Source organism: Herbaspirillum lusitanum (assembly GCF_046025995.1).
GTDB classification, from domain to species: Bacteria; Pseudomonadota; Gammaproteobacteria; order Burkholderiales; family Burkholderiaceae_D; genus Herbaspirillum; species Herbaspirillum lusitanum_A.
Window position 1 is genome coordinate 524,553 of sequence record NZ_JAQQFM010000004.1, and the last position, 25,481, is coordinate 550,033.

General features: G+C 61.3%; 21 protein-coding genes. 10 read left to right on the forward strand and 11 right to left on the reverse strand.

Features of this window, described 5'->3' with window-relative positions:
- Position 1: 1 nt before the first annotated feature.
- From PQR62_RS10950 to PQR62_RS10965, 4 genes are all read right to left on the reverse strand, one after another.
- A complete protein-coding gene (locus PQR62_RS10950; protein WP_408157741.1) occupies positions 2 to 1,678 on the reverse strand; it encodes a ShlB/FhaC/HecB family hemolysin secretion/activation protein in 1,677 nt (558 codons plus the stop codon).
- 58 nt (positions 1,679 to 1,736) lie between these two features.
- Positions 1,737 to 2,018 carry a hypothetical protein gene (locus PQR62_RS10955; RefSeq protein WP_408157743.1) on the reverse strand — a complete coding sequence of 94 codons (282 nt, stop codon included), beginning with the start codon at positions 2,016 to 2,018 and terminating at the stop codon, positions 1,737 to 1,739.
- A gap of 266 nt (positions 2,019 to 2,284) precedes the next feature.
- Positions 2,285 to 4,468, reverse strand: a complete 2,184-nt coding sequence (locus PQR62_RS10960; RefSeq protein ID WP_408157893.1) for a CHASE2 domain-containing protein — start codon at positions 4,466 to 4,468, stop codon at positions 2,285 to 2,287.
- Between the two features lie 249 nt (positions 4,469 to 4,717).
- Complete coding sequence (locus PQR62_RS10965) at positions 4,718 to 5,485, reverse strand: CDP-diacylglycerol diphosphatase (RefSeq protein ID WP_408157745.1); 768 nt, start codon at positions 5,483 to 5,485, stop codon at positions 4,718 to 4,720.
- 186 nt (positions 5,486 to 5,671) lie between these two features.
- Here PQR62_RS10965 and PQR62_RS10970 point away from each other — a divergent pair, with 186 nt between their 5' ends.
- On the forward strand, positions 5,672 to 6,514 hold the full coding sequence (locus tag PQR62_RS10970) for an aldo/keto reductase (protein WP_408157747.1): 843 nt from the start codon (positions 5,672 to 5,674) through the stop codon (positions 6,512 to 6,514).
- Positions 6,515 to 6,526: 12 nt separating this feature from the next.
- Here PQR62_RS10970 and PQR62_RS10975 read toward each other — a convergent pair whose 3' ends face one another.
- The 5 genes from PQR62_RS10975 to PQR62_RS10995 form a co-directional block, all read right to left on the reverse strand.
- The gene (locus tag PQR62_RS10975; RefSeq protein ID WP_408157748.1) at positions 6,527 to 7,219 is read right to left on the reverse strand and encodes an aspartate/glutamate racemase family protein; all 693 of its coding nucleotides are present in this window, start codon (positions 7,217 to 7,219) and stop codon (positions 6,527 to 6,529) included.
- Positions 7,220 to 7,271: 52 nt separating this feature from the next.
- Complete coding sequence (locus PQR62_RS10980) at positions 7,272 to 8,729, reverse strand: MFS transporter (protein WP_408157750.1); 1,458 nt, start codon at positions 8,727 to 8,729, stop codon at positions 7,272 to 7,274.
- 654 nt (positions 8,730 to 9,383) lie between these two features.
- A complete protein-coding gene (locus tag PQR62_RS10985; protein ID WP_408157752.1) occupies positions 9,384 to 10,229 on the reverse strand; it encodes a MurR/RpiR family transcriptional regulator in 846 nt (281 codons plus the stop codon).
- A gap of 263 nt (positions 10,230 to 10,492) precedes the next feature.
- Positions 10,493 to 11,749: an Hsp70 family protein gene (locus PQR62_RS10990; RefSeq protein ID WP_408157754.1), complete on the reverse strand. Its 1,257-nt coding sequence runs from the start codon at positions 11,747 to 11,749 to the stop codon at positions 10,493 to 10,495.
- A 464-nt stretch (positions 11,750 to 12,213) separates the two neighbouring features.
- Positions 12,214 to 12,957 (reverse strand): SDR family oxidoreductase, encoded by a 744-nt coding sequence (locus PQR62_RS10995; protein ID WP_408157756.1) that lies wholly within the window; start codon positions 12,955 to 12,957, stop codon positions 12,214 to 12,216.
- Positions 12,958 to 13,182: 225 nt separating this feature from the next.
- On the opposite strand from PQR62_RS10995, the gene PQR62_RS11000 reads away from it, so the two are divergent.
- The 5 genes from PQR62_RS11000 (at position 13,183) to PQR62_RS11020 (ending at position 18,561) form a co-directional block, all read left to right on the forward strand.
- A complete protein-coding gene (locus tag PQR62_RS11000) occupies positions 13,183 to 14,076 on the forward strand; it encodes a LysR family transcriptional regulator (RefSeq protein WP_408157758.1) in 894 nt (297 codons plus the stop codon).
- A 94-nt stretch (positions 14,077 to 14,170) separates the two neighbouring features.
- Positions 14,171 to 14,803, forward strand: coding sequence for a helix-turn-helix transcriptional regulator (locus PQR62_RS11005; RefSeq protein WP_408157760.1), 633 nt, complete (start codon positions 14,171 to 14,173; stop codon positions 14,801 to 14,803).
- Positions 14,804 to 14,906: 103 nt separating this feature from the next.
- Complete coding sequence (locus tag PQR62_RS11010) at positions 14,907 to 15,884, forward strand: threo-3-hydroxy-L-aspartate ammonia-lyase (RefSeq protein WP_408157762.1); 978 nt, start codon at positions 14,907 to 14,909, stop codon at positions 15,882 to 15,884.
- An 82-nt stretch (positions 15,885 to 15,966) separates the two neighbouring features.
- The gene (locus PQR62_RS11015; protein WP_408157764.1) at positions 15,967 to 16,362 is read left to right on the forward strand and encodes a 5-carboxymethyl-2-hydroxymuconate Delta-isomerase; all 396 of its coding nucleotides are present in this window, start codon (positions 15,967 to 15,969) and stop codon (positions 16,360 to 16,362) included.
- A 1,125-nt stretch (positions 16,363 to 17,487) separates the two neighbouring features.
- Entirely contained in the window at positions 17,488 to 18,561 is a 1,074-nt protein-coding gene (locus PQR62_RS11020; RefSeq protein WP_408157766.1) for a sensor domain-containing diguanylate cyclase, read from the forward strand.
- Positions 18,562 to 18,943: 382 nt separating this feature from the next.
- Here the strand turns inward: PQR62_RS11020 and PQR62_RS11025 are convergent, their stop codons facing one another.
- Both PQR62_RS11025 and PQR62_RS11030 read right to left on the reverse strand, forming a co-directional pair.
- A complete protein-coding gene (locus PQR62_RS11025) occupies positions 18,944 to 19,369 on the reverse strand; it encodes a RidA family protein (RefSeq protein ID WP_408157768.1) in 426 nt (141 codons plus the stop codon).
- Positions 19,370 to 19,480: 111 nt separating this feature from the next.
- Positions 19,481 to 20,443: an agmatinase gene (locus PQR62_RS11030; protein WP_408157770.1), complete on the reverse strand. Its 963-nt coding sequence runs from the start codon at positions 20,441 to 20,443 to the stop codon at positions 19,481 to 19,483.
- Positions 20,444 to 20,762: 319 nt separating this feature from the next.
- Between PQR62_RS11030 and PQR62_RS11035 the strand changes: the two genes are divergently transcribed.
- From PQR62_RS11035 to PQR62_RS11050, 4 genes are all read left to right on the forward strand, one after another.
- Entirely contained in the window at positions 20,763 to 21,644 is an 882-nt protein-coding gene (locus PQR62_RS11035) for a LysR family transcriptional regulator (protein WP_408157772.1), read from the forward strand.
- A 415-nt stretch (positions 21,645 to 22,059) separates the two neighbouring features.
- Entirely contained in the window at positions 22,060 to 22,980 is a 921-nt protein-coding gene (locus PQR62_RS11040; RefSeq protein WP_408157773.1) for a MurR/RpiR family transcriptional regulator, read from the forward strand.
- 108 nt (positions 22,981 to 23,088) lie between these two features.
- Positions 23,089 to 23,880: a transporter substrate-binding domain-containing protein gene (locus PQR62_RS11045; protein ID WP_408157775.1), complete on the forward strand. Its 792-nt coding sequence runs from the start codon at positions 23,089 to 23,091 to the stop codon at positions 23,878 to 23,880.
- Between the two features lie 180 nt (positions 23,881 to 24,060).
- Entirely contained in the window at positions 24,061 to 25,452 is a 1,392-nt protein-coding gene (locus PQR62_RS11050; protein WP_408157777.1) for an MmgE/PrpD family protein, read from the forward strand.
- Positions 25,453 to 25,481: the final 29 nt, after the last annotated feature.

Here is a 25,481-nt window from a genome sequence, read left to right on the forward strand (position 1 = left end):
GTCAGAACCCCAAGGTCGCGCTGAGGTGGGCGTTCCAGTCGCCGCGATTTTCAGTCGTCGAGGCCCCCGGCAAACTGACGCGTGCGATGTCCAGCTTGATGCTGAAGGTGCGTCCCATGGTGTAGCGCGCGCCAACGCCGGCGCTGGAGACGGTGGTGCTGGAAAAGAAAGAACTGCCGGCGGTTTTGTTGTTGTAGCCGCGACCGATATCGTAGAAGGCCAGCAGGCGCAGATTGCCGGGCAAGCCGTCCTTGTTGGCCAGCTCCGGCGTATAGACTTCGGCGTTGACGATCATGCCGCTGTCGGCCGCCACCGCGCGCTCGGTGAAGCCGCGCACGGTGGTCGAACCGGCCAGGCCGAATTGCTCGGAAGAGACCAAGGGATCCGGTGCATATTGCGCACTGGCGGCCAGACGCATCTGCCAGTCGCTCTTGAAACCTTTGGCCCAGCTGCCGCCGCCGCGCAGGATCATGAAATTGTCGGTGGTGTCGCGATTGCCGGCGATATAGGAATAGCGATCGCTGCGGCCGCTGCTGCTGGTGTAGCTGGGGCCGGTGGCCCAGTTGCGCACGATGCCGATGTTGTAGTCGATGCTCTGCGCCACGCTCTGATGCTGGGCGCTGTAAGTCAGGCTCATCGGCAAGGTGGAATAGCTCTGGCAACTGCCGCTCTGGATTGCCAGGCCGACGAAATTACATGTGGAATCGATCTTCTTGTAGTCGAGGCCTGCCACCAGCTTGCTGCTGCGTTCGCCTTCGCGCGGAAAGAAATGATTCCAGCGCAGGGCATACACGTCGCCTTTGCCGGTGAAGCCGAACAGGCTGCCCAGCGTAGGCGAGGAGCCGGTGCTCACACTGGACTTACCGTAAATGAAATCCAGACTGTCGCCCAGCGCATACAGCGGCACGCGATAACCCAGCGAGTACAGATCGACCTTGGCGCCGCTGGGGCTGTCGGGCGATGTGGTGTAGGCCAGCGTCGCTACCTGATCGCGGTCGAACAGATTGCCGTATTGCACCGCGACGCCGGTGCGCCAGTTGCCGCTGTCGGCGTTGCCGGTGTTGTCCAGCGTGAGGAAGGCGCGCAGCGGATTGTTGTCGGTGACGGCGATTTTGGCATCCACCTCGCCTTCTTTTTCGCCGGACTCCAGCGTCACCGCGATCTGCTTGGCCGGGCTGTCATTGGCCAGTTGCACCGATTGTGAAATCGCGCGCAAATTGGGCGATGTACCGCTTTGCAGCGCCGGCACGCTGGCGCGGATGTTGGCTTCGCTGAAGTGTTTGTTGTCGGTCACGATGACCTTGCCGATGATGTTTTCGGTGACCTGAATCCGCACCACGCCGTTGTTCAGTTCCTGCTCCGGCACGTAGACCTGCACCGCGCTGAAACCGGCCTTGCGGTAGGCCAGCTCCAGCGCTTCCAGCGCCTTTTGCACGTCGCCATAGACGCGGCCACGGCCGGTCAGCGGCGCCACCGCCTGCTGCACGGTCTGCTCGCTGAGCAAGCTGTTGCCGTCGATCTGAAAACGAGTAATGTCGAAGCGCTCTTCGGTTGATGCCTCCGCTGTCACAGCGGTGCCCGTCTCTGGCGACGCCGGCGCCGCCATCTGCGCGCTCACGCCCAAGGACGCCGTCGCCAGCGCCATCCCCATGAAAACCTGCTGCACACCTGATTTCATTTTATGGTTCCAGGCAATGCTCGTCGGCATGCCGTTTTCTGCTTGTTGCTCCCCGCTCCTACGCCGCATTCCATCCCGCGCGGCGTTCTTGCGCCCTGAATTGTTCTTGCTGCCCGGCAGCAGCTTTTTTTCTGTTGTTCTGGCTGCCGGTTTTACTGGCCTTGTCCGATACCGCCCGCTTGATACTCCTCTTGGTTCGCAGTCGGCCGCGCGCGATCAAGCCGCTGCGCGCACAAACGGGCGCGCGCAGTACGCGCTCCGTTCTTGACAGATGCAAATGACAAAAAGAGAGAATTCCCCTGAAGCTGATGCTTGTTGCGCCGGCAAACCCCTTTGCCATGGCGCCTTCCGCATGCGAGCAAGAAAGCCGTCCGTCACCCTGAAACGAAGGCATCTTGATGGCTGTAAAGTATAGAGATTCGGCTTCTCAGCGTCGATAGAAATCCATTCCGGCACGGGTTTTAGACGCTGCGCCGAGAAAAATCACAACGAATAATTCCTCACGGGAAATATCATTCTCGCCAAACGGGAATATGACATGAACGCCCCGTGCGACGGCGCAGAGCCCGCCGCAGCACTCGCCTCCGATCATTGCCGCGCGGAAATTTATTTGGTCTCGAAAGTCGTCACGCCATCCCAGTCGGCCGGCGGCGGATCCTGACGGAAACGCGCGATGCGTTCCAGATACAAGCCATACAGACCATGCGCCTGTTGCGCCTGCAAGGCGAGAATCGCCTGTTCGGCGGCATCCCATTGCTGGCTGCGCACCATTTGCAAGGCCGCATGCCATTGCTCGCAACGCGCGCGCGTGTCGGCATCGATTTCGTCCTTGTGCGCCAGCGGTTCGTAGATCGGCACCGGTTCGTTCTTGCCCTTCACGCGCACCCGGTCGAGTTCGCGATAGATGAATTCCGGCGCGGCGTCGCGCGTGACCTGGCCCACCAGAATGCCGACGCCGTACACCTTGGTGATCGACTCCAGACGCGAGGACAGATTCACCGCATCGCCCATCACGGTGTAAGCCTTGCGGATCTTGGAGCCCATGTCGCCCACGCGCATCATGCCGGTGTTGAGGCCGATGCCGATCTTCAGCGGCGGCCAGTTGCGCTTGACGAAATCGGCGTTCAGCAAGACCGTGGTCTGCTGCATCTTGAGTGCGGTGGCGACCGCCCGTGCGGCGTGATCGGGCAGCGTCAGCGGCGCGCCCCAGAAAGCCATCACGGCGTCGCCGATGTACTTGTCGAGCGTGCCGCGGTTGCCGCGAATATCTTCCGACATGGCGGTCAGATAGGCATTCACGTATTCACGCAATTCGTTCGGCTGCAGGCCTTCCGAAATCGTGGTGAAGCCGCGCACGTCGGAGAACATCACGGTCAGTTCGCGGCTCTCGCCCTCCATGTTGTAGCTCTCCGGATTGGCCGCCATTTCCGCCACCAGCTCGGGCGCCACGTATTCGCCGAACAGATTGACGATGGCCTTGCGGTTGCGATATTCGAACAGATAGCCCCAGCCCAGATTGAAGATGAACAGCGCCGCCACCAGGATCAGCGCCATCGCCAGCGGCAGCACCAGGCCGCCGGCGTTGTACAGCCAGAAGTTGAAGGCGCCGATGGCCAAGGCCGATGCGCCGGCAAACAGAATCGCCCATAGCGGGCCCATCAGCGGCAGCAGCAAACCCAGCAGCAGACCGATCACCACAATTTGCACCAGATCGAAGCCGACCGCGAATTCGGGGCGCTGCTTGAAGTCGCCGTCGAGAATGGAGGCAATCAGATTGGCGTGAATTTCCACCCCCGGATAGTTGGGGCTGACCGGCGTCGCCCGCAAGTCGTACAGACCCGGCACGGTGGTGCCGACCAGCATGATCTGGTGCGACAACTGCCCGGGCTTGATGCGCTCCTTGAGAATATCCACCGCCGGGATATAGCGGAAGGCGCCGCCATGCGGACCGCCGCGTCCGCGATAGGTCACCAGCGCAGTCAGATGGCGCTCGACCGGAATGAACAACGGCTCCGGTTTCACATCCATGGCCAGCGAGTCAAGCGCGCCGTAGTCGCGCAATTGCGCGTCCGACATTACCGCGTCGTTTTGCAAAAACACCGGCTTGATCTGCTTGCCGTTGAGCGCCACGCGCGCGCTGGCCAGCGCCAGCGATTCGTAGAAACCGTTGCCGACCTGCGCCAGCAGCGGCACCCGGCGAATCAGGCCGTCGCTGTCGAGCAGCGGATTGAAGAAGCCGCCGGAACGCGCCGCCTGCTGCAGTTGCGGCAGATTGGCGCCATAGGCTTTCCAGCTGATCACGTCGAGCCGGCGACCGCCCAGATCGGCGGTGGTAAACACCGGCCTGGGCAACTGGCCTTTGGCGATGGCATCCTGTTCATTCGACAGGTTGTAGCCCATCACCACCGGCTGCCCCTGCAGCGCTTCGGCAAAGCGCGCGTCATAGTCCATCTGCGATTTGAGCTGCTGCAACTGGCGACCGAATTGCGGCAGCGATTTCAGTTCGCCCTGCGCCAGTTGCTCCAGCCGCGCATAGCCCGAGCTGTTGTCCGGCTCGGCAAACAAGACGTCGAAACCCACCGCCTGAGCCTGATAGGTCTGGGTCATCTTGCGCACCAGCTCGGCCACCACGTCGCGGCTCCAGGGCCAGCGGCCGATTTCATCGATGCTCTTTTCATCGATGTCGACGATGACGATGCGCGGATCAATCTCGACCTTGGCGATGCGCATGCGCATGTCGTAAAAGAACAGATCGATGCGATCGATCAGCGCCCCCACGCCCGGCAGCATGCCCACCGTCTGTGCTCCGGCCGCGCCTGTCAGCACCAATGCCAGCAACCAGCGCGCCCCGTGTTTGGCGAATATCCGACGCAATCGACCCACGTTTTCCCCCTGCAGTTTTGTTTGCAGCGATGATGCCAGCAGTCGGGGCTTCTCACAATCGTGCAGCCTGCGATGGCGAAGGGAAATGCACTATCGATCTCGGATCACCACAGAAAATTTCTCCACGGCATTTATTTCACTGCGATTTACCGGTGCTCAGTCGGCGATGGCGCAGTCGTGATCGAGCAGGACTTCGGCGCTGCCGCGTTCGCCGCGCTCGAAGTTGACCGGCATGTTGATCAGATAAAAACCTTCGCTGCCATCCTCGAAATAAGCGCCGGTCAGCAGCAGCGATTGCGCGCCCATCATGCGCGCGGCCTGTGGCGTCGTTGCTGCAGCCAGCCTGAAAGGCGACAAGCGCTCCAGCGCATCGGCCGGCAGCCGCATGATGAAATACTGATGCCCCTCAAGCATAAAGGGCATCCAGCGTTCGAGCGGGTCGGCCGCATGCGCGCGCAATTGCCCGGGCAGATCGGGGCGCATGCAATCGATATGGATATGCAGTTGCAGCTGGCTGCGCGCCGCCGCCGAGTTGATCTCAAGACCGATCTGTTCGCGCGCCAGCGAACGTCCCAGCGCTGCGCCGACGCGCGCGCGCTGTTCCCAGGCATGACGCCAGTAATTCGGAATGGTCTCGCTTTGCAGTTGCGGACTCTCGATGCCGCTCAGGCGTTGGGTAGGAATCAGCAAGAACTGGCCGCGCCCGACGATGTCTTTCAGAATGGCGAAGCCATGTTCGCGATCCACCATGCTGCAGGGCGCCGGGTGGTTATGGGCGATGCTGTTGGGCAGGCATTCCTGACTGATGATTTCCCACAGCTTGTCGGGGTTGGCCGGTTTGGCCACAGCCGATGTTGAACGACCGGCAAGGCCAATCACACAGCAGGACAGCAACAGAATGAGAATGCGGTTGTGATTGAGCATGGCATGAGCAGCAAAGACAAACAGCTGAAGACGAACGGGCGAAAATACCGGAGTCGCTCAGCATAGACAGTCCGCATGTCGGCACGATGACAAGCGGCCCGGCGGCGGCAAACAAGCAGGCCGGACTTGCGCTACAGTGCCGGACGGAAACCGGCTACCCGACTACCGCAAATGAGGAGAACGCAGATGAAAGACATTCCCCGCATCACGCTCAACAATGGCCTGCAGATGCCGCTGCTCGGTCAGGGCACCTGGAACATGGGCGACTCGGCGGCGCATGCGGCAGCCGAAGTGCGCGCACTGCAAGCCGGCATCGATCTCGGCATGACGCTGATCGACACCGCCGAAATGTACGCCGACGGTAACGCCGAACGCATCACCGGCCAGGCGATCGCCGGCCGTCGCGACGAGATTTTTCTGGTCAGCAAGGTGCTGCCGCACAATGCCTCGAAACGCGGCACGGTGGCGGCGTGTGAAGCCAGCCTGAAACGGCTGGGCACCGACCGGCTCGATCTGTATCTGCTGCACTGGCGCGGATCGCATGCGCTGGCGGCGACCGTGGAAGCCATGCAGACGCTGGTCGGGCAGGGCAAGATTCGCGGCTGGGGCGTCAGCAATCTGGATACCGATGACATGGACGAATTGCGGCAGACGCCGGACGGCGATCTGGTGCAGACCAATCAGGTTTTATACAACCTGTCGCGGCGCGGCATCGAGTTCGATCTGCTGCCCGACAGCATCGCGCGCGGTGTGCCGGTGATGGCTTATTCGCCCATCGAGCAAGGTCGCCTGCTCAAGGATGCTGCCCTGAATAGCGTCGCGCGCCGCCATGCAGCGACACCGGCGCAGATTGCGCTGGCCTGGGTGATACGCCAGCCGGGCGTGATCGCCATTCCCAAGGCCAGCACGGTGGAACACGTACAGCAGAATCGCGCCTGCCTGAACTTCACTTTGAGCGAGCAGGACTTGCAGGAACTGGACGCCGCCTTCGCGCCGCCGCGCCGCAAACAGGCCTTGCAGATGCTCTGACGATGGATTGAATCAGGCGGCCGCGCGCGGTGCCGATCCTGCCTTTAATTGGCGCAGCAGAAAACGCACCGCCGCCGGAATAGGCGCGATCACCGGCACGCTGAAACGGCGGGCCAGAGCAATCGCTGCCTGGCCCAGCGGACCGCCACCGATGATCACGGCCTGCGCGCCATCTTCTTCTATGCACAGGCGCACGGCGTCGGCCAGCGCCTCTTCCAGCGCATGCGGATCGGCCGCAAGCTGGCGCGGATCGCCCGAGGTCAGACGAATCCCGGTGTAGCGGTCCAGCAGACCCAGCTCATCGGCACGACCGTTGATGGCCTCGACCAGCTCGGGCGTGACGGTGGCGATGCCAAAACGCCGGCCGTGCTCCGCCGCCTCCAGCATCGAGGCTTCGCAAATACCCGCCACCGGCACCTTGCTGGCGGCGCGCACCCGCTCTATGCCGGGGTCGCCGAAGGCGCTGATGATCACACCGCTCCATTGCATGCCGGCCCCGGCTTCGGCCTGCTGCCAGTTGCGTTCGACCTCCGGCGCGGCGGCATCCAGCTCGCCCTGATTGACGATCATGCCGGGTCCGCGCTGGGCGCTGACGCCGTTGACCGAGAAGCCGGGCGGCAATTCTTCCGCCGCAATCTGCACCATCATGTCGGTGGTGGCGACGGAAGAATTGGGATTGATCAGCAGTATTTTCTGAAGACTCATGGCGGCTTGTGCGGTCGTTTCGTTTCGGTTTTGGGTTGGGTTGATTTCAGTATCAGGAGCGGCTGGCCGCCGCAGCCGGCGTGGCGGCCAGCGCGGCTTCGGCCTCTACCGGCAAGACCAGCGCATCGGGCGACTTGCCATAGGTTTCCGGTGCACTTTGCACGCTGACGATGAAGATCACGTACATCGCAGCGATCATGCCGAACACGCCGGCCAGACCAAAGCTGTCGAACAGACGGCCGGCCGCCAGCGGCATGAAAGCGCCGGCCGCAGTGCCGGTCGCCAGAATGAAGGCGGTGCCGAAAGCGCGCACACGGGTCGGATACAGCTCAGGCGCATAGATCCAGATAGTGGTGTTGAGCAACAGCACGAAGAACTGGAACACCGCGCCGGCAATCAGAATCAGCACGATGCTCTTGGCCAGGAAACCAATCGACAGCGCTGCCAGACAGGCACAGGCGGCGCCGATGGTAAGCACACGCTTGCGCGGCAGATGGAAGCCGAAGATCGAGGCCGCAATCGCGCCCAGCAAGCTGCCGCTCTGCATCACCATGGTGAACAGCAGGCTCTTGGACATGCTGTAGCCGAGACTGACCAGAATCGTCGGCATCAGGGTCAGCACCGAAATCTGCGCGCCGTAGGTCATCCAGATCGAGATGCACAGCGGGATGGTGCGACGCGCCAGCGCACCCCGGAAGATCTCGGTGATGCGCACCTTGACCTTGGGCTTGAGTTCTTCCGCGGCTGTTTCATTGAGGAACTGCTGCTGCGTGCCGCTGCTCTTGCCGAGCTTGCCCGAGGCCAGCTTGTTGAGCACCAGGTTGACTTCCCTGACCCGGTTCTGCGACAGCAGAAAGCGCGGCGTCTCAGGAATGTAGCGGCGATAGAAGGCACCCAGCAGGGCCGGCGCCATCAGGCAGAAGAACAGCCAGCGCCAGCTGTCTTCACCGGGGAACAGCGTGAACACCAGCAGACCGAAGGCCGGCGCCAGGAAATTGCCGAGACCGCCGGCGCCGACATTGACCAGCCCGACCGCCGTGCCGCGAAACTTGGTCGAGCAGAATTCGGACAGCATGGTCACGGCGATGGCGACTTCGCCGCCCAGACCGAAACCGACGATCGCGCGGCCGATGGCCATCACGGTCAGGTCCGGCGCCAGCCCGCAGATGCTGGCGCCCAGCGTGAACAGCAGCAGATCGACGGTCAGCATCACGCGCCGACCGTAGCGGTCGGCGATCAGCCCGGACATGATGCGGCCGACGGCGGCTGCGGCGAAGGTGACCGTATTGAGCAGACCAATCGAAGTGGCATCCAGACCCCATTGCTGTTTCAGCATGGGGCCGACCAGGCCGATGGCGTTCTGCTCGAAACTGTCGAACAGGCAGCCGATCAGCACCAGAAAGATGATGGTGTGATGCGCACGGGTTACGCCGATCTTGTCGAGCGCCTGATCCAGTTCGGCGACGCGCGCCGATTCTGGTGCGGAAGAAGGGATGGGACCACCAGCCATGAGAGACTCCTTGAATTCATTGAAACAGGAAGAAACGGAAAATTCACCTGACCCGTCCGGTCTTCGCCCTCATCGAAGAGAGCAGGTACCGGGCAAATCCTGTGTGGGCTGGCGGCACGTCGCATCACAATCTGCATCGCTTCTGCAACGTTCGCTTTCTGCGGTCCTGCTTGCAAGTCATGTCATCGCTGCAACCCTGAGCGAACGCTTCAGATCGGGGCCGGCTGCGATGAAATCACTGTACTCCGCGTTGCCACACATTGAAACCTAAATTTCAATAATTATTAATTCATGAAATTTAGATTTCACACATGACTGCAGTCTTAGCAAGCGGCGTGCCAGATTGACTTACTCATCGCCAGAGCCGGCGGCGAGCACAAAGAAGTGATTGCCGGTCCAGTCTGGACAAGGCCTGGCGGGAAATTGGCGTAGTCACATCGCGGCGGCAGGATTTACCCCGACGCAATTAGTGAATGGAAAGACAAGAGAAAAACAAGGGAAAGCACCAAAGACGGTGCATGCAAATGAAGCAGCGCGCACCTTTTGCGCGCAAAGCCTGCGCTGAAACAGGCCGTGCAGAAGGCATCAGGACTGAAATTCGGATTTCATCGCAGCGCAGCTTGCATCAGGCTGCATGCATTGCCGCCCTGCAATTCAGTCGAAATCACCCAGCTCATCGTGCGCCTGCTCCACCGCTGCCAGACGCTTGCGGCCGGCGCTGCCGGAACCTTCGATCACCATGCTTGAAATCAGATCGCACAGGGCCATCACGGCGACGTGGTTGTCCAGCACGCCGGGGCCGCGGCATTCGCATTGCAGCGACCAGGTGGCGCCGGCATAGTCGGCCGAGGTCTGGTCGCTGATATACAGCAGACGCGCGCCGGCCTTGCTGGCGGCGCTCAATACCTTGTCCATCTGCGACGTCTGGCGGCGGGTGCCGAACACGATCACGCAATCGCGCTCGCCGAGGCCGCTCAGATATTCGGCCACGGTTTCGCCGGGGCCGGGCAGCGCCGTCACGCGCGGCAGCACCTGAATGATCTGCCAGCGCAGATAGACGGCGAAGGCGTGGCTGCTGCGGCTGCCGAAGATCAGCACCTGCGGCGCGTTGACGATGGCCTTGCAGATCTCGCCCATGACGGCGTCCGACAGGCGCTCGAAGGTGCTGGCCAGATTGGCCTGAGATTGCTGGAAGTGGGTGGCGACCGGTTTGCCGCGCTTGCTGCTGGCCGGGCTGGCCTGAAACAGCGGGGAGCCGGTTTCCTGCTCTTCGCGCACATGGCGGCGGGCTTCTTCGTAGTTTTCGTAGCCGATGCGGCGGATGAAGCGGCTGACGGTAGAGGGCGAGACACCGGCCAGTTCGGCCAGCTCGTTGCCGGCATAGCTGGCCAGCTCACCGGGAAACTCCAGCAGAAAATCGGCCAGCTGGCGCTCGGTGGCGGACAACTCATCAAGCCGGCTACGCACGCGGCGCACAAAAGATTCGGTAGAAGATCCCATTAATCCTGCGTTGATCCTGTTTGGCAAGGTTGGCAAGGCTGGCGACCATCGGCTTTGGCGGCCTGAATGTCAGGTCTGGCTGAAACCGCGCTTGGTCTGCTCTTGGCCTGCCGTCCTCAATGCTGAAGAAGGCGGCCATCGCCGAATGTGCTGCATTTTATAGCAGCCCCGGCGATCTGCCTTGCGACGCCTCAAATGTGCGGTGTTTGCAGGAGCGCAATCAGCCCGCCCTCACACCCTGCCGATCCGCCAAATCTGCAGAATCAGCCGAACTTGCGCATCGCATCCAGCGCCAGGCCGCTGCCGATGGAGCCGAACAAGTCGCCTTCCACGTGCTGGGCATCGGGCACCAGCGCGCTGATCCGACGGCGCAGCAGGTTCACGCCGCTGGAGCCGCCGGTGAAAAACACGGTGTCGATGTCGGCAGGCTTGAGACCGGCGTCGCGCAGCAGACCGGTCACGGTCTGCTCCACCGAGCCGACCAGATGATCGACGCTGGCGTCGAAGTCTGTGCGGCGCAGCTCCAGCATCTCAGGCGGGCGCAGGCGTTGCAGGTCGAGCATGGTGGTCTCTTCGGACGACAGCGCGATCTTGCCGGCTTCCACCTGCAGCGCCAGCCAGTGGCCGCAACGCTGATCGACCAGATCCAGCAGACGCGCGAACTTGTCGCGCTCGCGCACTTCGCGTCCGACATCCTGCAATTGCTGCCAGACCTTGCGCGTATACAGTTGATTGATGGTGTGCCAGGTCGCCAGATTGAAGTAATAGCTGGACGGGACTTCGCTGTTGCTGCTGAGACGTCCGCCCAGGCCGAGCAAGGGCATCACGCAGGACAGGCTGAGATATTTGTCGAAGTCGGTGCCGCCGATGTGCACGCCGCCGTTGGCCAGAATGTCGTCGCGTCGCTCCACTTGCGTGGCGCGCTCGGGCGACAGGCGCACCAGCGAAAAGTCGGAGGTACCGCCGCCGATGTCGGCGATCAGCACCAGCTCTTCACGCGTGATGCGCGATTCGTAATCGAAGGCGGCGGCAATCGGTTCGTACTGGAATTCGATATCGGTGAAACCGACGCTGCGCGCGATCTCGGCCAGGGTATCCTGCGCCAGTTGATCGGCGGCGGCGTCGTCATCGACGAAATGCACAGGGCGGCCCATCACCACGCGCGAGAAGGATTGGCCGGCCGCTTTCTCGGCGCGCAGCTTCAGCTCGCCGATGAATTGCGCCAGCAAGCCGCGAAACGGCAAGGCGCGGCCCCCGACTTCGGTCTGGCCGTCAATGGCGCCGGAGCCCAGCAAGCTTTTGAGGGAGCGCATCAGGCGCCCCTCATAGCCGGCCAGATAAGCCGTCAGCGCTGCGCGGCCGTAGGTGAATTCATTATCGTCGGCGTTGAAGAACACCACCGAGGGCAAAGTCTGCTTGCCTTCTTCCAGTGGCAGCAACAGCGAGCCCGCGCCTTCCAGCCCACGCCAGCCGACGGTCGAATTTGACGTGCCGAAATCCACGCCGCAAGCCTTGGCCATGCGATCACTCCTTCAAAATGGGCCGGCAATGATATAGAAAAGTGCAGGCCTTGTCTGTAAGAGCGCCCGACGCCGTTCTGCCGGCGGCACGGCGTCGGCTTGTCGTTCTGTCGTGCACTCTGCGACCCCGTTCCGCAGCAGCGCAACCTGCAGGCCTGCGCCTGTCTATGTGCGTAGCAATTTGGATGCCGGGACTGATGTGTATTGGCCGCGCCGCGATACAGACCGCAGTAAAAGGCCGGGACGAAGGGTATCACTGGCGCGTCGCCCGAGTGGGCGGAAACTGTGAATGCCCGGCGCGCAGAGGCGTGAGCGTGACCGAAATGAAACATTCGGGCCGCCGGATCATGTGAGCCGATAGCCTGCGCGGCCAGAAAGTTGAAAAGCCGGCAAGTTCCTCACGGGAGCTTGCCGGCCGGTTTCCGATCCGCGATGGCGCCTGATTAAGCCTTGTTATCTGCGACTCAGAAATCCTGCACGGTCGGACGCAGCACGATTTCGTTGATGTCGACGTCGGCCGGCTGCTCGATGGCATAGGCCACGGCGCGCGCCACGGCATCCGAGGAAATCGCCATCTTGTAGAAATCCTTGACCATGGAGGAGCTGGCTTCGTGCGAGCTGCCGTGCTTGAGTTCGCTGTCGACCGCGCCCGGCAGAATCGTGGTGGTGCGAATGGCGCCGCCGACTTCATGCCGCAGGCCTTCGGAAATCGCGCGCACCGCAAACTTGGTGCCGCTGTAGACCGTGCCGCCCGGGCTGAACACCTTGATGCCGGCGACCGAAGCAACGTTGATGAAGTGACCGCTGCCTTGCTGCTGAAACACCGGCAGTGCGGCGGCGATGCCATACAGGACGCCCTTGATGTTGATGTCGATCATGCGATCCCACTCCTCGACCTTGGTCTCGCTCATCGGCGCAATCGCCATCAGGCCGGCATTGTTGAGCACGACATCGATGCGGCCGAAGCTGCTGATGGCGGTATCGATCAGTGCCTTGACCTGCGCCGCATTGCTGACGTCCGTCGCCGCCACCGCCACCTTGCCGCCGGCGGCGCGGATGTCGGCGGCGATGTCATTGAGCTTGTCCAGACGGCGCGCACCGAGCACGACGGAGGCGCCCAGCGCCGCCAGATGACGTGCGGTGGCTTCGCCCAGGCCGCTGCTGGCGCCGGTAATGACGACGACTTTTCCTTCGATGTGCTTGTTCATGATCTGTCCTTTGTTTGATTGCTTGCGTTGTCTGATTTGTGTGAGCGTTCCGGCGGCGTGCCATGAACCCGGCTGAGCGCCGCTGCGTGTCGGCTCTTACCGCATGCAGCGCTGAACTCTGCAGCTGTTGCGATGGAAAGAAGTATGGCGTCGGCGACTATGCCAAACAATGGAAATGATAAGATTTCAGAATTCCAAATTCTGGAACCAAGAGGAAATCCCTGCATGTTGAATCGACTGGAAATGATGCGCATCTTTTGCGCAGCGGCCGAGGCCGGCAACTTCAAGGAAGCGGCTGTACGGCTGGGCATTTCGCCGCAGGCGGTGACGCGCGCGGTGCAGGAGCTGGAACATCTGCAGGGCGAATTGCTGTTTCATCGCAATACGCGCCAGGTGCAAATTACCGCCTATGGCGAAACGCTGGCGGCGCGCGGACGCGAAGGCGTGCGCATGCTGGATGACTTGTTCGAACGCGAATCGCGCCCGGCCGATTCCGAGATGAGCGGCCTGGTGCGGCTGACCGCGCCCAGCGCGCTGGGACGCAAGATCATCGTGCCGGCGCTGGCCGAGATTGCCGGCCGTTATCCGAAACTCAACTTCGATCTGCGCTTCAGCGATCAGTTGTCCGACGTGGTGAACGACAAGATTGATATCGGCGTGCGCGTCGGTTTCCTGCATGACAACCGCTTCGTGGTGCGCAAGCTGGGCAAGGTTCGCTTTCACGTATTGGCGACGCCGCGCTTCATTCGTCAGTACGGCAGGCCGCAGAACATAGAGCAACTGCAGGATTTCCCGCTGAGCGCGCTGGTGGATCGCAGCACCGGTCGCTTCTGGCACTGGATGTTCAAGGATGGACAGCAGATCGTACCGAGCGCTCCGCGCTTCATCTGCGACGATAGCGGAGCTGAAATCGACCTGGTGCGCAGCGGCCAGGTCCTCGGCCAGATCGCCAGCTTTCTGGCCGATCAGGCCATGAGCGCGGGCAAGCTGGTGCCGCTACTGGAAGATGTTGAGCCCGAGCCATGGGATATGTACATCTACCGTCCGCAGCGCGGCCCGCTGCCGGCCCGGCTGCGGATGGTGTACGACCACCTGGTGCAGACGCTGTCGGCAGACTGAGCACGACCTTGTTGATGCATCATTCCGCAAGCATCGCCGCAACAGCCTGAGCGCCGATATTTACATTAAATCTAATTTTAGATAATATGTCTTCATGAAAAAACGCGCGCCTACGGAACAGGAAATACTGGTCGATCAGCTGCGGCAGATTGCCGATGGCCTGGGTCGTACTTTTGCGCCCTTCTGCGAAGTGGTGGTGCACGACCTGCGCGATGCCGATCACTCGATTGTGGCGATCCACAATAATCTTTCCGGACGCGAGATCGGCGACGCCACCACCGAACTCGGGCTGGCGCGCATCGCCGACCCGGCCTATCCGGAAATCATCGCCAACTACGCCAATCGTTTCCCCGATGGGCGACAGGCCAAGAGCACCTCGATCGGCATCAAGGATTCCAGCGGCCAGTTTGTGGCGGCGCTGTGCATGAATATCGATCTGACGCTGTTCGGCGCGCTGCACAGCATGCTGGGACAATTCGGCGGCACCGACGATGCGGCCGGCATCCGCGAGACGCTGGAGCCGACCGGCGCCGAAGCGATACGCTCGCGCATTGATCAGTTTGCAGCGCGGCTGTCGACCACGCCGCGCGCGCTGAAGGCGGAAGAACGCCGGCTGCTGATGCGCGAGCTGCGGCAATCGGGCTGCCTGGAGATACGCCGCGCAGCGGAAATCGTTGCGCTGCATCTAGGGGTATCGCGCGCCACGGTTTACAACGACGAGAAGTAAGCAGCATTAACCGGAATCAACGATAGACAGCCATGCGCCGAGGAGGCGCCCAGCACCAGGTTTCATCATTCTTCACTGACATCTCCGCCAGAGGACCAAGCCCATGAGCAAGCCAACTCCCTCCGATCTGCCCACCTATGACGATGTCGTTGCCGCGGCCGGCCGCATTGCCGGCCTGGCGCACAAGACGCCGGTGCGCACCTCGCGCACCATCGATACCGAAATGGAGGCGCAGCTGTTCTTCAAATGCGAGAACTTCCAGCGCATGGGCGCCTTCAAGTTTCGCGGAGCGATGAATGCCTTGTCGCAGTTCGACACGCGCCAGCGCGCCGCCGGCGTGATCGCGTTTTCTTCCGGCAATCACGCGCAGGCGGTGGCCTTGTCGGCCCGGTTCCTGGGCATTCCCGCCACCATCGTGATGCCGCTCGATGCCCCTGCGGCCAAGGTGGAAGCCACACGCGGCTACGGCGGCAACGTGGTGACCTATGACCGCTACACCGAAGACCGCGAAGAGATTTCCACCCGGCTGGCGCGCGAGCAGGGCCTGACGCTGATCCCGCCATACGACCATCCGCATGTGCTGGCCGGCCAGGGCACCGCCGTCAAGGAACTGATAGAAGAAACCGGCCCGCTGGATGCGCTGTTCGTCTGCCTCGGCGGGGGCGGTCTGTTGTCCGGCTCGGCATTGGCGGCGCGCGCCCTGTCGCCGGACTGCAAGATTTACGGCGTCGAACCGGAAGCCGGCAACGATGGCCAGCAATCCTTCCGCAGCGGCTCTATCGTGCATATCGATACCCCCAAGACCATTGCCGACGGCGCCCAGACCCAGCATCTAGGCCAATATACGTTTGAGATCATCAAGCGCGATGTGGATGACATCGACACGGTAAGCGATGCGCAGTTGATCGAAAGCATGAGGTTCTTTGCCGAGCGCATGAAGATGGTCGTGGAGCCGACCGGCTGCCTGGCCTTTGCCGCGGCACGCGCACGCAAGGAAGAGCTGAAAGGCAAGCGCGTCGGCATCGTGGTCAGCGGCGGCAACGTCGATCTGGCAAAATTCGCAGGCTTTCTGGCGAGCTGAGCGCGCTCCGCCGGCGCGCGCCATTGTTCACAGCATTAGACTCAAGCGTTTCCCACACACCGTTCACGAAAGACATTTCGCCATGCCGCATCTGTTCCTCGAATACACCGACAACCTGCCGCAATTCAACGCCGCAGAAACCTTGTTCAAGCTGAATGAAACCTTGCTGGGTTCCGGCCAGTTCGGTCCGACTGACATCAAGGCGCGCGCCACCAGGCTCGATCTCTATCAGGTGGGCGTGCAGGACATGAGCAAGGCGAACCAGACTCAGCACGCCTTCCTGCATGTGCGGCTGGCGCTGCTGAGCGGGCGCACGCCGGAGGTGAAGAAGGAATTGTCGGACAGCCTGATGGCCGTGTTGAAAGCCTCCTGCACCTGGCCGGACACCACCCTGATGCAGATGACAGTGGAAATGCTGGACATGGACAGGCCGTCTTACGGCAAACAGGTGTTTGCGGCCAAGGAACAGGCAAGCTGAGACGCCGGGGATCCCGAACGGCGAAGCGATGTTCCGGATCCTCTGCGCTTTCAGACGCTGGTGCTGGCGGCAGTAAATACGGCTTCCATGCCGCTTGATACGCCCCCCCCCCTGCAGATGAGCGGTTTGCTCAGGCAGATGATCAGGGCTCAATGCAAGAACAGCCGGGATCAGGGGAAAATACCGCCGCCATTGCCATAAGGCCAGTTGCACGCGCACCACATGCTTCAGCACCAACACAGCCGGGCCGTATTGCACTCACTTGCCATGGGGCAAGCCCGCTACCGCCGTTTAAGGGCTTGCCCAACTGCAAATTCAGTCCGCTATCGGCAGCGCGTCATAGGGAGAAGTCAGGGATGGCGCCCCTCATCTCCACGACTTGCCGCGCTCTTTGTGCACGCAAATCCGGCGCACGTCTCGCAGATCTCGGGACAGCCGCCCCTCCGCCAACACCTTCATACATAAAACTTTTGCGTTGAAGACTGCCTGCATACCCCATGCACGCATGTTTCTTGCTAAAGTACCAACTGCGTCTCGAAATACTTCATAAATCAAGCAAAATGAAATGTATGGAGTATCTTTCTTGGTAGGGGCCGAGAAAGCGGCGATGCGAATGATTCCGGCCGCCGCTCCTTCCCGATCTGCGCGCAAACACAAACAATGCAGTTATGACTAATACCGGGGCGGCCCCGCCAGCAAGGGCTACGCCTCCATGACGGGTTTAGATGCAGTGCAATATCAGACATTCCTTACACGCGTTACAGCCACTGTCCTATCCCTGCCGACTCAGCTTACGAACTATCTTCTAGTCTCCGGAGCCAAGTTCTGCAGCTTTGTTTTGCAATCCGACAATTGTCATCATGATCAGCTAACACCGTCGATTGTGATAGGAATTGCATCGTTTTCACTCAAAACACCATCTAAATTGTAAGCGGATGTACTAATTGGATGAACTTCGGAACCGCTTCTGTTAATTTAATGTCGCAGGGCAATATTTTATAAAACGCGGTTGTCCGCAGCTGCGTCGGAGTTGTCCATACGCTCCTTGCCGTTAATGCAACGGGAAATGCAACGCGAACAGATTTGTTCCATCCGATTATCTATCTGACACGAGCACACACCATCATGAACGACATGCAAACCGAATATCACCCAGGCCTGTTCCTGACCACGGACACAGCCAATACACGCATCCAGATGGCACACCGCAGCGGCGACTCCGATGCCTGGTTGCCTACGATGCTGGCAGATTTCGTGTCGCTGGCGAGCAGCCTGTGCGAAGTGCCTATCGGTATGGTCTCGCAATTGCACGAAGACATCGGCCTGCAACACCCTTTCCTGTCGTTTCTGACGAATGGCGAAATCGACCGTCGCAACCAGTGGTGGCGCTTTCCGGGCCAGACCGGCGTGATCCGCAGCTCCTGCGATTTCACGCTGTGCGAATTTGCCGCCCAGCGTCCTCGCGAAGTGACGGAGATCAGTGATCTGCGCGCCGACAGTCGGTTCAGTGAAACCGTACTGACCACCACGCCGCCGCAAATTCGCTTTTACGCCAGCGTGCCGCTGGTGGCGAGCAACGGCGATGTGATGGGCACCCTGTGCGTGATGGACAGCAAGCCGAACTCACTCACGCCGACCCAACGTGAAGCGCTGCGCGTGCTGGCCCGTCAACTGGAAGCCCAGCTGGAAAGCCGCCGTACCGTACAGAAGCTGGAAGAACAGACCCTGACCGACGCCCTGACCGGCATCGGTAATCGCCGCAATTTCGATCTGCGTCTGCGTGAAGAATGGACCCGCCATCTGCGCAACGCCAAGCCGTTGTCGATGCTGATGGTGGATGTCGACTACTTCAAGCAATACAACGACACTTACGGCCACCCGGCCGGCGACGCGCTGCTGACGCAACTGGCCCGCGTATTGCGCTCGCCGCTGCGTGCCAGCGATTTCGTTGCGCGCTACGGCGGCGACGAATTTGCGCTGATCCTGCCGGATACGGAAGAGAACGGTGCGCATCTGGTGCGCGAGCGCATTCATGCAGCAGTTGAAATCGCCAAGTGGCCGCATTCGGAAATCGAAATCAGCGTCGGCGCCGCCACACTGACTCCTTCTGAAATGTGCGACTTCCATGCGCTGCTGCAAGCGGCTGACACCGCCATGTATTCGCGCAAGAAGAATCGCAGCACTACGGCTCACAACTGAGGCCATTGCGCCTCGGTGGCATCCCGGGAATCCTGGGAAATCAGCGGAAGATAAAGAAGTAGCAAGGAAGGTAGGGCAATCGCAGGAGCACAGCAGCGCTGCATCCTGTGCCCGGCATTGATGCCGGCCTCGCACGGTGCACGGCGCAGGCGGATCGGATGGCTGAAACGGAAGCCTACTTCAGCCAAGCGCTGTCAAATGCAGTGAAATGACCTAGTCTCGTCTGGTCCCATCTCAATGACTGCCCCATCAGGTCTTCGCCATGCCGAAGACTGTGGGCGCAAGAAAATTCAGCAATATAGACAAGCAGCCCGCACATCGGCCCGCATTTTCAGGCGCCCGATGTCCGGGCTGTTTGTCTATCGCAGGTTTACGCTGCTTCCTATTTCGACGGCACGTCCGGAATCACCGCCGTGGCATCCACTTCCACCAGATATTCCGGCCGGGCGAACGCGCTCACCACGATGCCGGTCGAAACCGGGAACACGCCCTTGAGCCAGCGCCCGACCACGCGATACACGTCTTCGCGATAGCGCGGGTCGGAAATGTAGATCGTGACCTTGCAGATGTCTTCCAGCTTGCCGCCGGCTTCCTTGAGCAACATATCGATGTTGTACATGGCTTGTTCGGTCTGACCCTTGGCATCGCCGATGCACACGCTTTCGGAGGTGTCGAGATTCTGGCCGATCTGGCCACGCAGGAAAATCGTGGTGCCGCGGGCGACCACGGCCTGGCACAGATCATTGTCGATCGCCTGTTCCGGGTAAGTGTCTTTGGTGTTGAAGCAACGAATGCGGGTGTGTTCCATGTGGGCCTCGATTGAGTATCTGGGTGAGTGGAAAGCGTTTGAAAAATTCGATATAAAAAAAAAAGGGATACGAGCGGCGGATCCGATATCGCGGATACCGCCCTGCCACGATTATTTCTTGTCGAAATAACCTGCCCGGATTGAAGCGCCGATCAGGTTGACGATCAGGCGACCGGCAGTCACGCAGGTCAGCTTGCTGGCATTGTCCTTGGCCGGCTGGATCTCTACGATATCCATGCCGACCACGCGGCCCTTCTTCACCAGTCCGTGGATCAGCTTGCGCGCCTGCAGGAAAGTCACGCCGCCCGGCGCCGGGCCGTCGACTGCCGGCATGATGGTCGGATCCAGACCGTCGGCATCGATGGTCAGGTAATAGTTGCCGCCATCCGGGATACGCGCCAGCACCGCATCCATGCCGATGTCGTGCAATTCATAAGCACTGATCAGATCCGAACCCCAGGCCTTGGCCGCCTCGAAATCCGCCGGCCGACCGCTGCCCTGCGCGCGCAGACCGATCTGCACGATGTGCTTGATGAACGGCAGTTCGGAAGCACGGCGGATCACGCTCGACAAACCGTCGCGCACGCCGTTGACTTCATCGCGCCAGTCCAGATGCGCATCGATATGCACCAGCGTCACCGGGCCGACTTCATCGAAACCGCGCAGGATGGGATTGGTAATGCCATGATCGCCGCCCAGCACGATGGGCATGCCGCCGCCGCGCACGATCTGGCGAATCGCGATTTCGGCGCGCCGCTTGTGATCGTCGGGCTTGTTCAGATCGGGCAAGACATCGCCGCAATCGACGAAACGAATATCGGTGCGCCCCTGCAACAGCGGACCATCGATATCGAAGTCGTAATGTTCGGGCGCGCGCACCATGCGATCGGTCAGATCGCGAATCGCCTGCGGTGCATTGATCTGATCGTTGCTGTAAGAGCGCGGACCGTAAGCAGCACCGAAAGGCATGCCGAGCACGGCGATATCGGCCTTGAGATCGGTCATGTCGGTGACCAGCTCGGAATACAAAAGCGTTTTGTGGCCGGTGCGCGGCGGGACCGTCAGTTGTTCCATGCGGGCTGCTCCTTGGAGGCGAGTGCGTTAAAGAAAGAATTCTGTTGCCAGCAGCAATGCAGGGCCGCCATGGCGCGCAGAAACTGCTGAGACGGCGTCGACTTTAGCCATCAACACGGATAATAAAAACTGATTGTTTTGCAGGTATAGTCTCGGAAAATGAAACCTTTGCCAAAGCAGGTTTTTGCACTATCAAGGCCCGCTCAGACCATGGAAATGCGCCTCCACGGTGCAGAACGCCAATGCAACCCGGATCATTCACGGCGCAGGCAAACACAGGCGCAAGTTCTTTCTCTTTATATAGATAACAGCCGTCACCATGATCAGACTCGATTTCGATGAACGCGATCTGCGCTCGCTGCGCGTATTCTGCAGCGTGGCGCAAGCCGGCGGCTTCGCTGCCGCCGAGAAACAGTTGCACATGTCCAAGGCCTCCATCAGCCGCCACGTGCGCGAGGTCGAAGAACGCCTGGGCGTACGCCTGTGCGAGCGTGGCCCGGCCGGCTTCAAGCTCACGCCGGAAGGCACGGTGGCGCTCAATCTGGCCACCAGCGCGCTGCGTTCGCTGGAGCGCATCCGGCCCGAGATCGATGCCGTGCATGGCGTGCTGTCCGGCCCGCTGGCGATCGGCATCGTCGAGCATGCGCTGACGCATCCCGACTGCGAGATTCCGCAAGCCATCGCCACGCTGCGCCAGCGTGCGCCCAATGTGCAGCCGCAGATCACCATCATGACCTTCCCCGAACTGAATCAGGCGCTGCGCGAACACAGTCTGGACGTGGCGATTCGCGGCCGTTATCCGGGCGAAGGCGAATTCAATTTCCTGCCGCTGTTTTCCGAGACCCACAAGGTCTATGCCGCCGTACGCAAACAGGGTCAGGCGACTGCGCGCGATCTGCCGCTGGTGTATCGCTCCCATCCTTACGTCGACCAGGCGCTGGCCAGCGAAGGCTATCCGCGCGGGCCGGATGCCGGCGGGCTGGAGGCGATCGCCTTGCTGGTGGCGACCGGCCACTATCTCGGCATCCTGCCAACCCATTATGCGCAGTTGATCGGCAAACGCTATGCCCTGCGCGCGCGCCCCAACAGTCCCTCCTATCAGCATCAGATCTGCGCCGTGACAGAAGTCTCGCGCCCGTCCACCCATCGGGCCGAACTGTTCCTCAACATCCTGCGCGAACTGCATCCGGAGCCGGCCTAGCGATCACCCCGGCAGCAAGCGCGATCCGGCTTGCTGCCGGGCTCAAGCTTGCCGCATCTGATTCCCGCCTGTTGATTTTGCATTCCCGAAACGGCGGGCGGCATCATTTCCTCTTCACCCGGCGCCATCACCAAAGCAGGGCACGCGAGCGCATTCTGCTGCCCGCCTCAGCCCATCGCAGAGCGTTTTCCAACGCTGGACTTGCCGCCCGGCAGCTTGCCAGGACCATCGCTTGCACGCGCCTGCATTGATTTTTGAATCACGCCAATCGCCCCTCCTCGTTGGCAAACTCATCCATACGATTTTCAGAATCGACTCAATGATTCAATAAATGATTCATTTGAATCATTTACAAATCGGATTGGCACACATGTTGCTGAATAGCCTGTATCCCCAAGAATCGCGGAGCAGGCACGTGAACCAACAAGCACTCATCTTGCTGATCAAGCAACGCTACGACAGCCTGCCGCGACAGGTGCGTCTGGCGGCCAGCTTCGTGCTCGATCATCCGCACGAAGTCGCCGTGATGTCGATGCGCGAACAGGCGCGACTGGCGGAAGTGCCGCCTTCGACCATGACGCGCCTGGCCAAGGCGCTCGACCTGCCCGGCTACGACGACGTACGCGATGTGTTCAAGAACAATCTGCGGGCGCGCGGCAATGAATTCGGCCAGCGCGCGCACGGTCTGGTGGAACTGAATCAGAAGATCGGCGAAAACGCGCTGGCGCTGGATGTCGCCAACAATGCCATCGCCCACATTCAGACCTTGTGCAGCGGCGATAACCTGGCGACCGTGGTGCGCGCAGCCAAGCTGCTGTCGTCGGCGCGCCATATCTATTGCCTGGGACTGCGCGGATCGTTTCCGGTGGCGTTCCAGTTTTCGCATGTGTCGGAATATTTCGCGCGCAACGTCACGCTGATCGACGGCGCCGGCGAAAGCGGCGTGATGAAGATCATGCATCAGCTCAGTTCACGCGATGCGCTGCTGGTGTGCAGCATGGCGCCGCACTCGCGCCGCGCCATGTCGATCTCCAGCCATCTGGCCAAGGCCGGCGTCAAGCTGGTGGTGATTACCGACAGCGCCAGCAGCCCGATTGCGCGCATGGCGAGCGAAACGATTCTGGTCAGCAAGAAGAGCTCTTCCTTCTTCGACAGCCTGGTGCCGGCATTTCTGGTGAGCGAGATTCTGGTGGCGCTGATGGCGGCCACCGCCAAGGTCGACGTCAAAGCGCTGGTGTCGGACACCGAGAAAAAACTCTGGGGCATGGCCGAATGGTGGGGCGCGCAGGAAGAGGAAACGCCGGCGCCGAAAGTCCGCACCCGCAAGAAGAGCTGAACCTGAGGCATCAACGCAAGCCCGCCCGACCTTATCGCCCGTCTTTGCATCAACCACGCAGTTTTCAATCCGCTCTTGCACAACACGTATCTCTGAAAGGATATCGAAATGAAACGCCGCTCCCTCCTGCTCAGCCTGATCGCCACGCTCGGCACGGCCGCTCTGTTTTCCGGCAACGCCATGGCCGATGAAGTCTATACCGCCATCATGGCGCGCAAGTCGATCCGCATCGCGGTGCCGGTCGATTACCCGCCGTATGGTTCGGTCGACACCGACATGACGCCGCGCGGCTACGATATCGACATGGCCAACCTGATCGCCAAAAAGATGGGCGTCAAGCTGGAACTGGTGCCGGTCAGCGGCCCCAACCGCGTGGCCTATCTGCAGACCCGCAAATCCGATCTGACCATTTCCTCGCTGGGCAAGACGCCGGAGCGCGCCAAGGTGATCGACTTCAGCATCGCCTACGCGCCCTTCTTCGATGCCGTGTTCGGCGTCAAGAACGTGCAGGCCAAGACCTATGCAGAACTGGCCGGCAAGACCATCTCGGTGACACGCGGTTCGATGCAGGATCAGGAACTGGAAAAGCTGGCGCCGGGCGCCATCGTCAAGCGCTTTGAAGACAACAACTCGACCATCGCCTCCTTCATGGCGGGCCAGACCCAGATGTTCGCAACCGGCACCGCCGTCGCCGCCGCCATCCTGAAAAAGGATCCGTCGATCAACATGGATCTGAAGGTGATCCTGGCCAATGCGCCCTGTTATGTGGGCGTGCTCAAGGGTGAAAGCACCTTGCTCGCCAAGGTCAACATGATCGTGCGTGAAGCGCGCAACGACGGCACCGTGGATGCGCTGTCGAAGAAGTGGCTGGGCGCACCGGCCGGCGAATTGCCGGAATAAGTCATGTAAGCAACCGCCGTTGTCGCCCGCCTGCATCGCTGACGGCAAGGACGACCACGGTGGACTCCGGGCGATGGCCGCCGCAGATGCGGCGCCATCGCCCTGTTTTCATTTGTAGCGACCACTTCATCCACGTTCAGGATCGCGCGGCTACCCACCTTCACTACTTCAGGAATGACTGTGTCTATACCCCCCAGCGACAACACCACTGCCATCGACAAACTCGCAGACTGGATCGTAGGGCTGCAGCCGGAACAAGTACCGGCCAGCGTGCAGCACATTGCGATTACCTGCCTGATCGATACGCTGGGCGTGATGATCGCCGGCGCCGCCAGCCGCGTGGCCGCCATCGCGCGCGCCGCGGCAGCCGATGAAAGCGGCAGCAATTCGGGTACCTGCACGGTATTCGGCGCCAGCCGCTACATGGTCGCCAGCGCGGCGGCGTTCGCCAACGGCACGGCTGCCCACGCGCTGGATTTCGACGACAACTGTTACGCCGGTTTCGTGCACGGCTCGGCGGTGATCGCCCCGGCGGCATTGGCGGTGGCGCAACACATCGATGCTTCCGGGCGCGACCTGCTGACCGCTTTCATCGTCGGCAGCGAATGTGAATATGCAGTCGGCGCCGCCAGCCGCAGCGTCCTGTACGAAACCGGCTGGTGGACCACCGGCGTGCTCGGCCCGATCGGCGCCTGCGCCGCTGCCGCCTGGCTGTTGCGCCTGAACCGGATGCAGACGGCGGCGGCATTGGGTCTGGCGGTGGCAGCGGCCGGCGGTCTGAAAGCCGGCTTCGGCACCGATGCCAAAGCGCTGATGGCGGGTCGCGCGGCACAGGCCGGCGTCAACGCCGCGATGCTGGCGCGTCATGGCGCCACCGGGCCGGCACATGCCTTTGAACACCATAACGGCTTTGCGCGCCTGTTCAATCAGGGAGTGTTCGACGTCAACAAGCTGGATCGCCTCGGCCGCGAATGGTCTCTGGAAAGCCCCGGCGTCGATATCAAACGCATTCCGGTGTGCCTGTCATCGCACGCAGCGGTGGATGCGGCCTTGGAACTGCTGCATGAGAACGGCTTCAGCCTCGATGAGATTGCGTCCATCACTTGCGACGTGCCGCCCATCGTCATCGCCAATCTGGTGTACCAGCAACCGGCCACGCGCCAGGAGGCGCAGTTCAGCATGCAGTTCGCCATCGCGATTTCACTGCTCTACGGCACGCTGGGGCTGGAACATCTGAATCCGACCGCGCTGAAAGACGAACGCGTGATCGGGCTGATGCAGATCATCGACATGCATCAGGGCGCGCAATGGGAATCGCGCGAACTGCTCGCGATTGCACCCGAGGGCGCGCAGGTAGTCATCACGCTGAAGAATGGCCGCCGCTACGAACGCTTCCGCGCAGCGGCGCGTGGAACAGCGGCAGACCCACTGTCGCGTGAAGAGATCGAAGAAAAATTCTTGCGCTGCCTGGCGGCTGGCGAGCGGCAGGACGGGCCGATCTTGCTGGCCAATCTGCACGCGCTGAGCATGCTGGCTTCCTGCCGGGCGCTGGTGCCGGCGCGGGGACGTTGATCTGCAGCGCGCTTCATATTTACGCCTTC

What these genes read in the sequence shown, in the direction of transcription:
- PQR62_RS10960 (WP_408157893.1), bottom strand. Translation starts at nt 4,468, where the DNA reads ATGCTGCCGGGCGTGGGGGCGCTGATCGATCGCATCGATCTGTTCTTT.
- PQR62_RS11025 (WP_408157768.1), bottom strand. Translation starts at nt 19,369, where the DNA reads ATGGAACACACCCGCATTCGTTGCTTCAACACCAAAGACACTTACCCG.
- PQR62_RS10995 (WP_408157756.1), bottom strand. Translation starts at nt 12,957, where the DNA reads ATGAACAAGCACATCGAAGGAAAAGTCGTCGTCATTACCGGCGCCAGC.
- PQR62_RS10955 (WP_408157743.1), bottom strand. Translation starts at nt 2,018, where the DNA reads ATGGCAAAGGGGTTTGCCGGCGCAACAAGCATCAGCTTCAGGGGAATT.
- PQR62_RS10985 (WP_408157752.1), bottom strand. Translation starts at nt 10,229, where the DNA reads ATGGGATCTTCTACCGAATCTTTTGTGCGCCGCGTGCGTAGCCGGCTT.
- PQR62_RS10990 (WP_408157754.1), bottom strand. Translation starts at nt 11,749, where the DNA reads ATGGCCAAGGCTTGCGGCGTGGATTTCGGCACGTCAAATTCGACCGTC.
- PQR62_RS11010 (WP_408157762.1), top strand. Translation starts at nt 14,907, where the DNA reads ATGAGCAAGCCAACTCCCTCCGATCTGCCCACCTATGACGATGTCGTT.
- PQR62_RS10965 (WP_408157745.1), bottom strand. Translation starts at nt 5,485, where the DNA reads ATGCTCAATCACAACCGCATTCTCATTCTGTTGCTGTCCTGCTGTGTG.
- PQR62_RS11045 (WP_408157775.1), top strand. Translation starts at nt 23,089, where the DNA reads ATGAAACGCCGCTCCCTCCTGCTCAGCCTGATCGCCACGCTCGGCACG.
- PQR62_RS10950 (WP_408157741.1), bottom strand. Translation starts at nt 1,678, where the DNA reads ATGAAATCAGGTGTGCAGCAGGTTTTCATGGGGATGGCGCTGGCGACG.
- PQR62_RS11015 (WP_408157764.1), top strand. Translation starts at nt 15,967, where the DNA reads ATGCCGCATCTGTTCCTCGAATACACCGACAACCTGCCGCAATTCAAC.
- PQR62_RS11000 (WP_408157758.1), top strand. Translation starts at nt 13,183, where the DNA reads ATGTTGAATCGACTGGAAATGATGCGCATCTTTTGCGCAGCGGCCGAG.
- PQR62_RS10970 (WP_408157747.1), top strand. Translation starts at nt 5,672, where the DNA reads ATGAAAGACATTCCCCGCATCACGCTCAACAATGGCCTGCAGATGCCG.
- PQR62_RS11030 (WP_408157770.1), bottom strand. Translation starts at nt 20,443, where the DNA reads ATGGAACAACTGACGGTCCCGCCGCGCACCGGCCACAAAACGCTTTTG.
- PQR62_RS11005 (WP_408157760.1), top strand. Translation starts at nt 14,171, where the DNA reads ATGAAAAAACGCGCGCCTACGGAACAGGAAATACTGGTCGATCAGCTG.
- PQR62_RS11035 (WP_408157772.1), top strand. Translation starts at nt 20,763, where the DNA reads ATGATCAGACTCGATTTCGATGAACGCGATCTGCGCTCGCTGCGCGTA.
- PQR62_RS10975 (WP_408157748.1), bottom strand. Translation starts at nt 7,219, where the DNA reads ATGAGTCTTCAGAAAATACTGCTGATCAATCCCAATTCTTCCGTCGCC.
- PQR62_RS10980 (WP_408157750.1), bottom strand. Translation starts at nt 8,729, where the DNA reads ATGGCTGGTGGTCCCATCCCTTCTTCCGCACCAGAATCGGCGCGCGTC.
- PQR62_RS11020 (WP_408157766.1), top strand. Translation starts at nt 17,488, where the DNA reads ATGAACGACATGCAAACCGAATATCACCCAGGCCTGTTCCTGACCACG.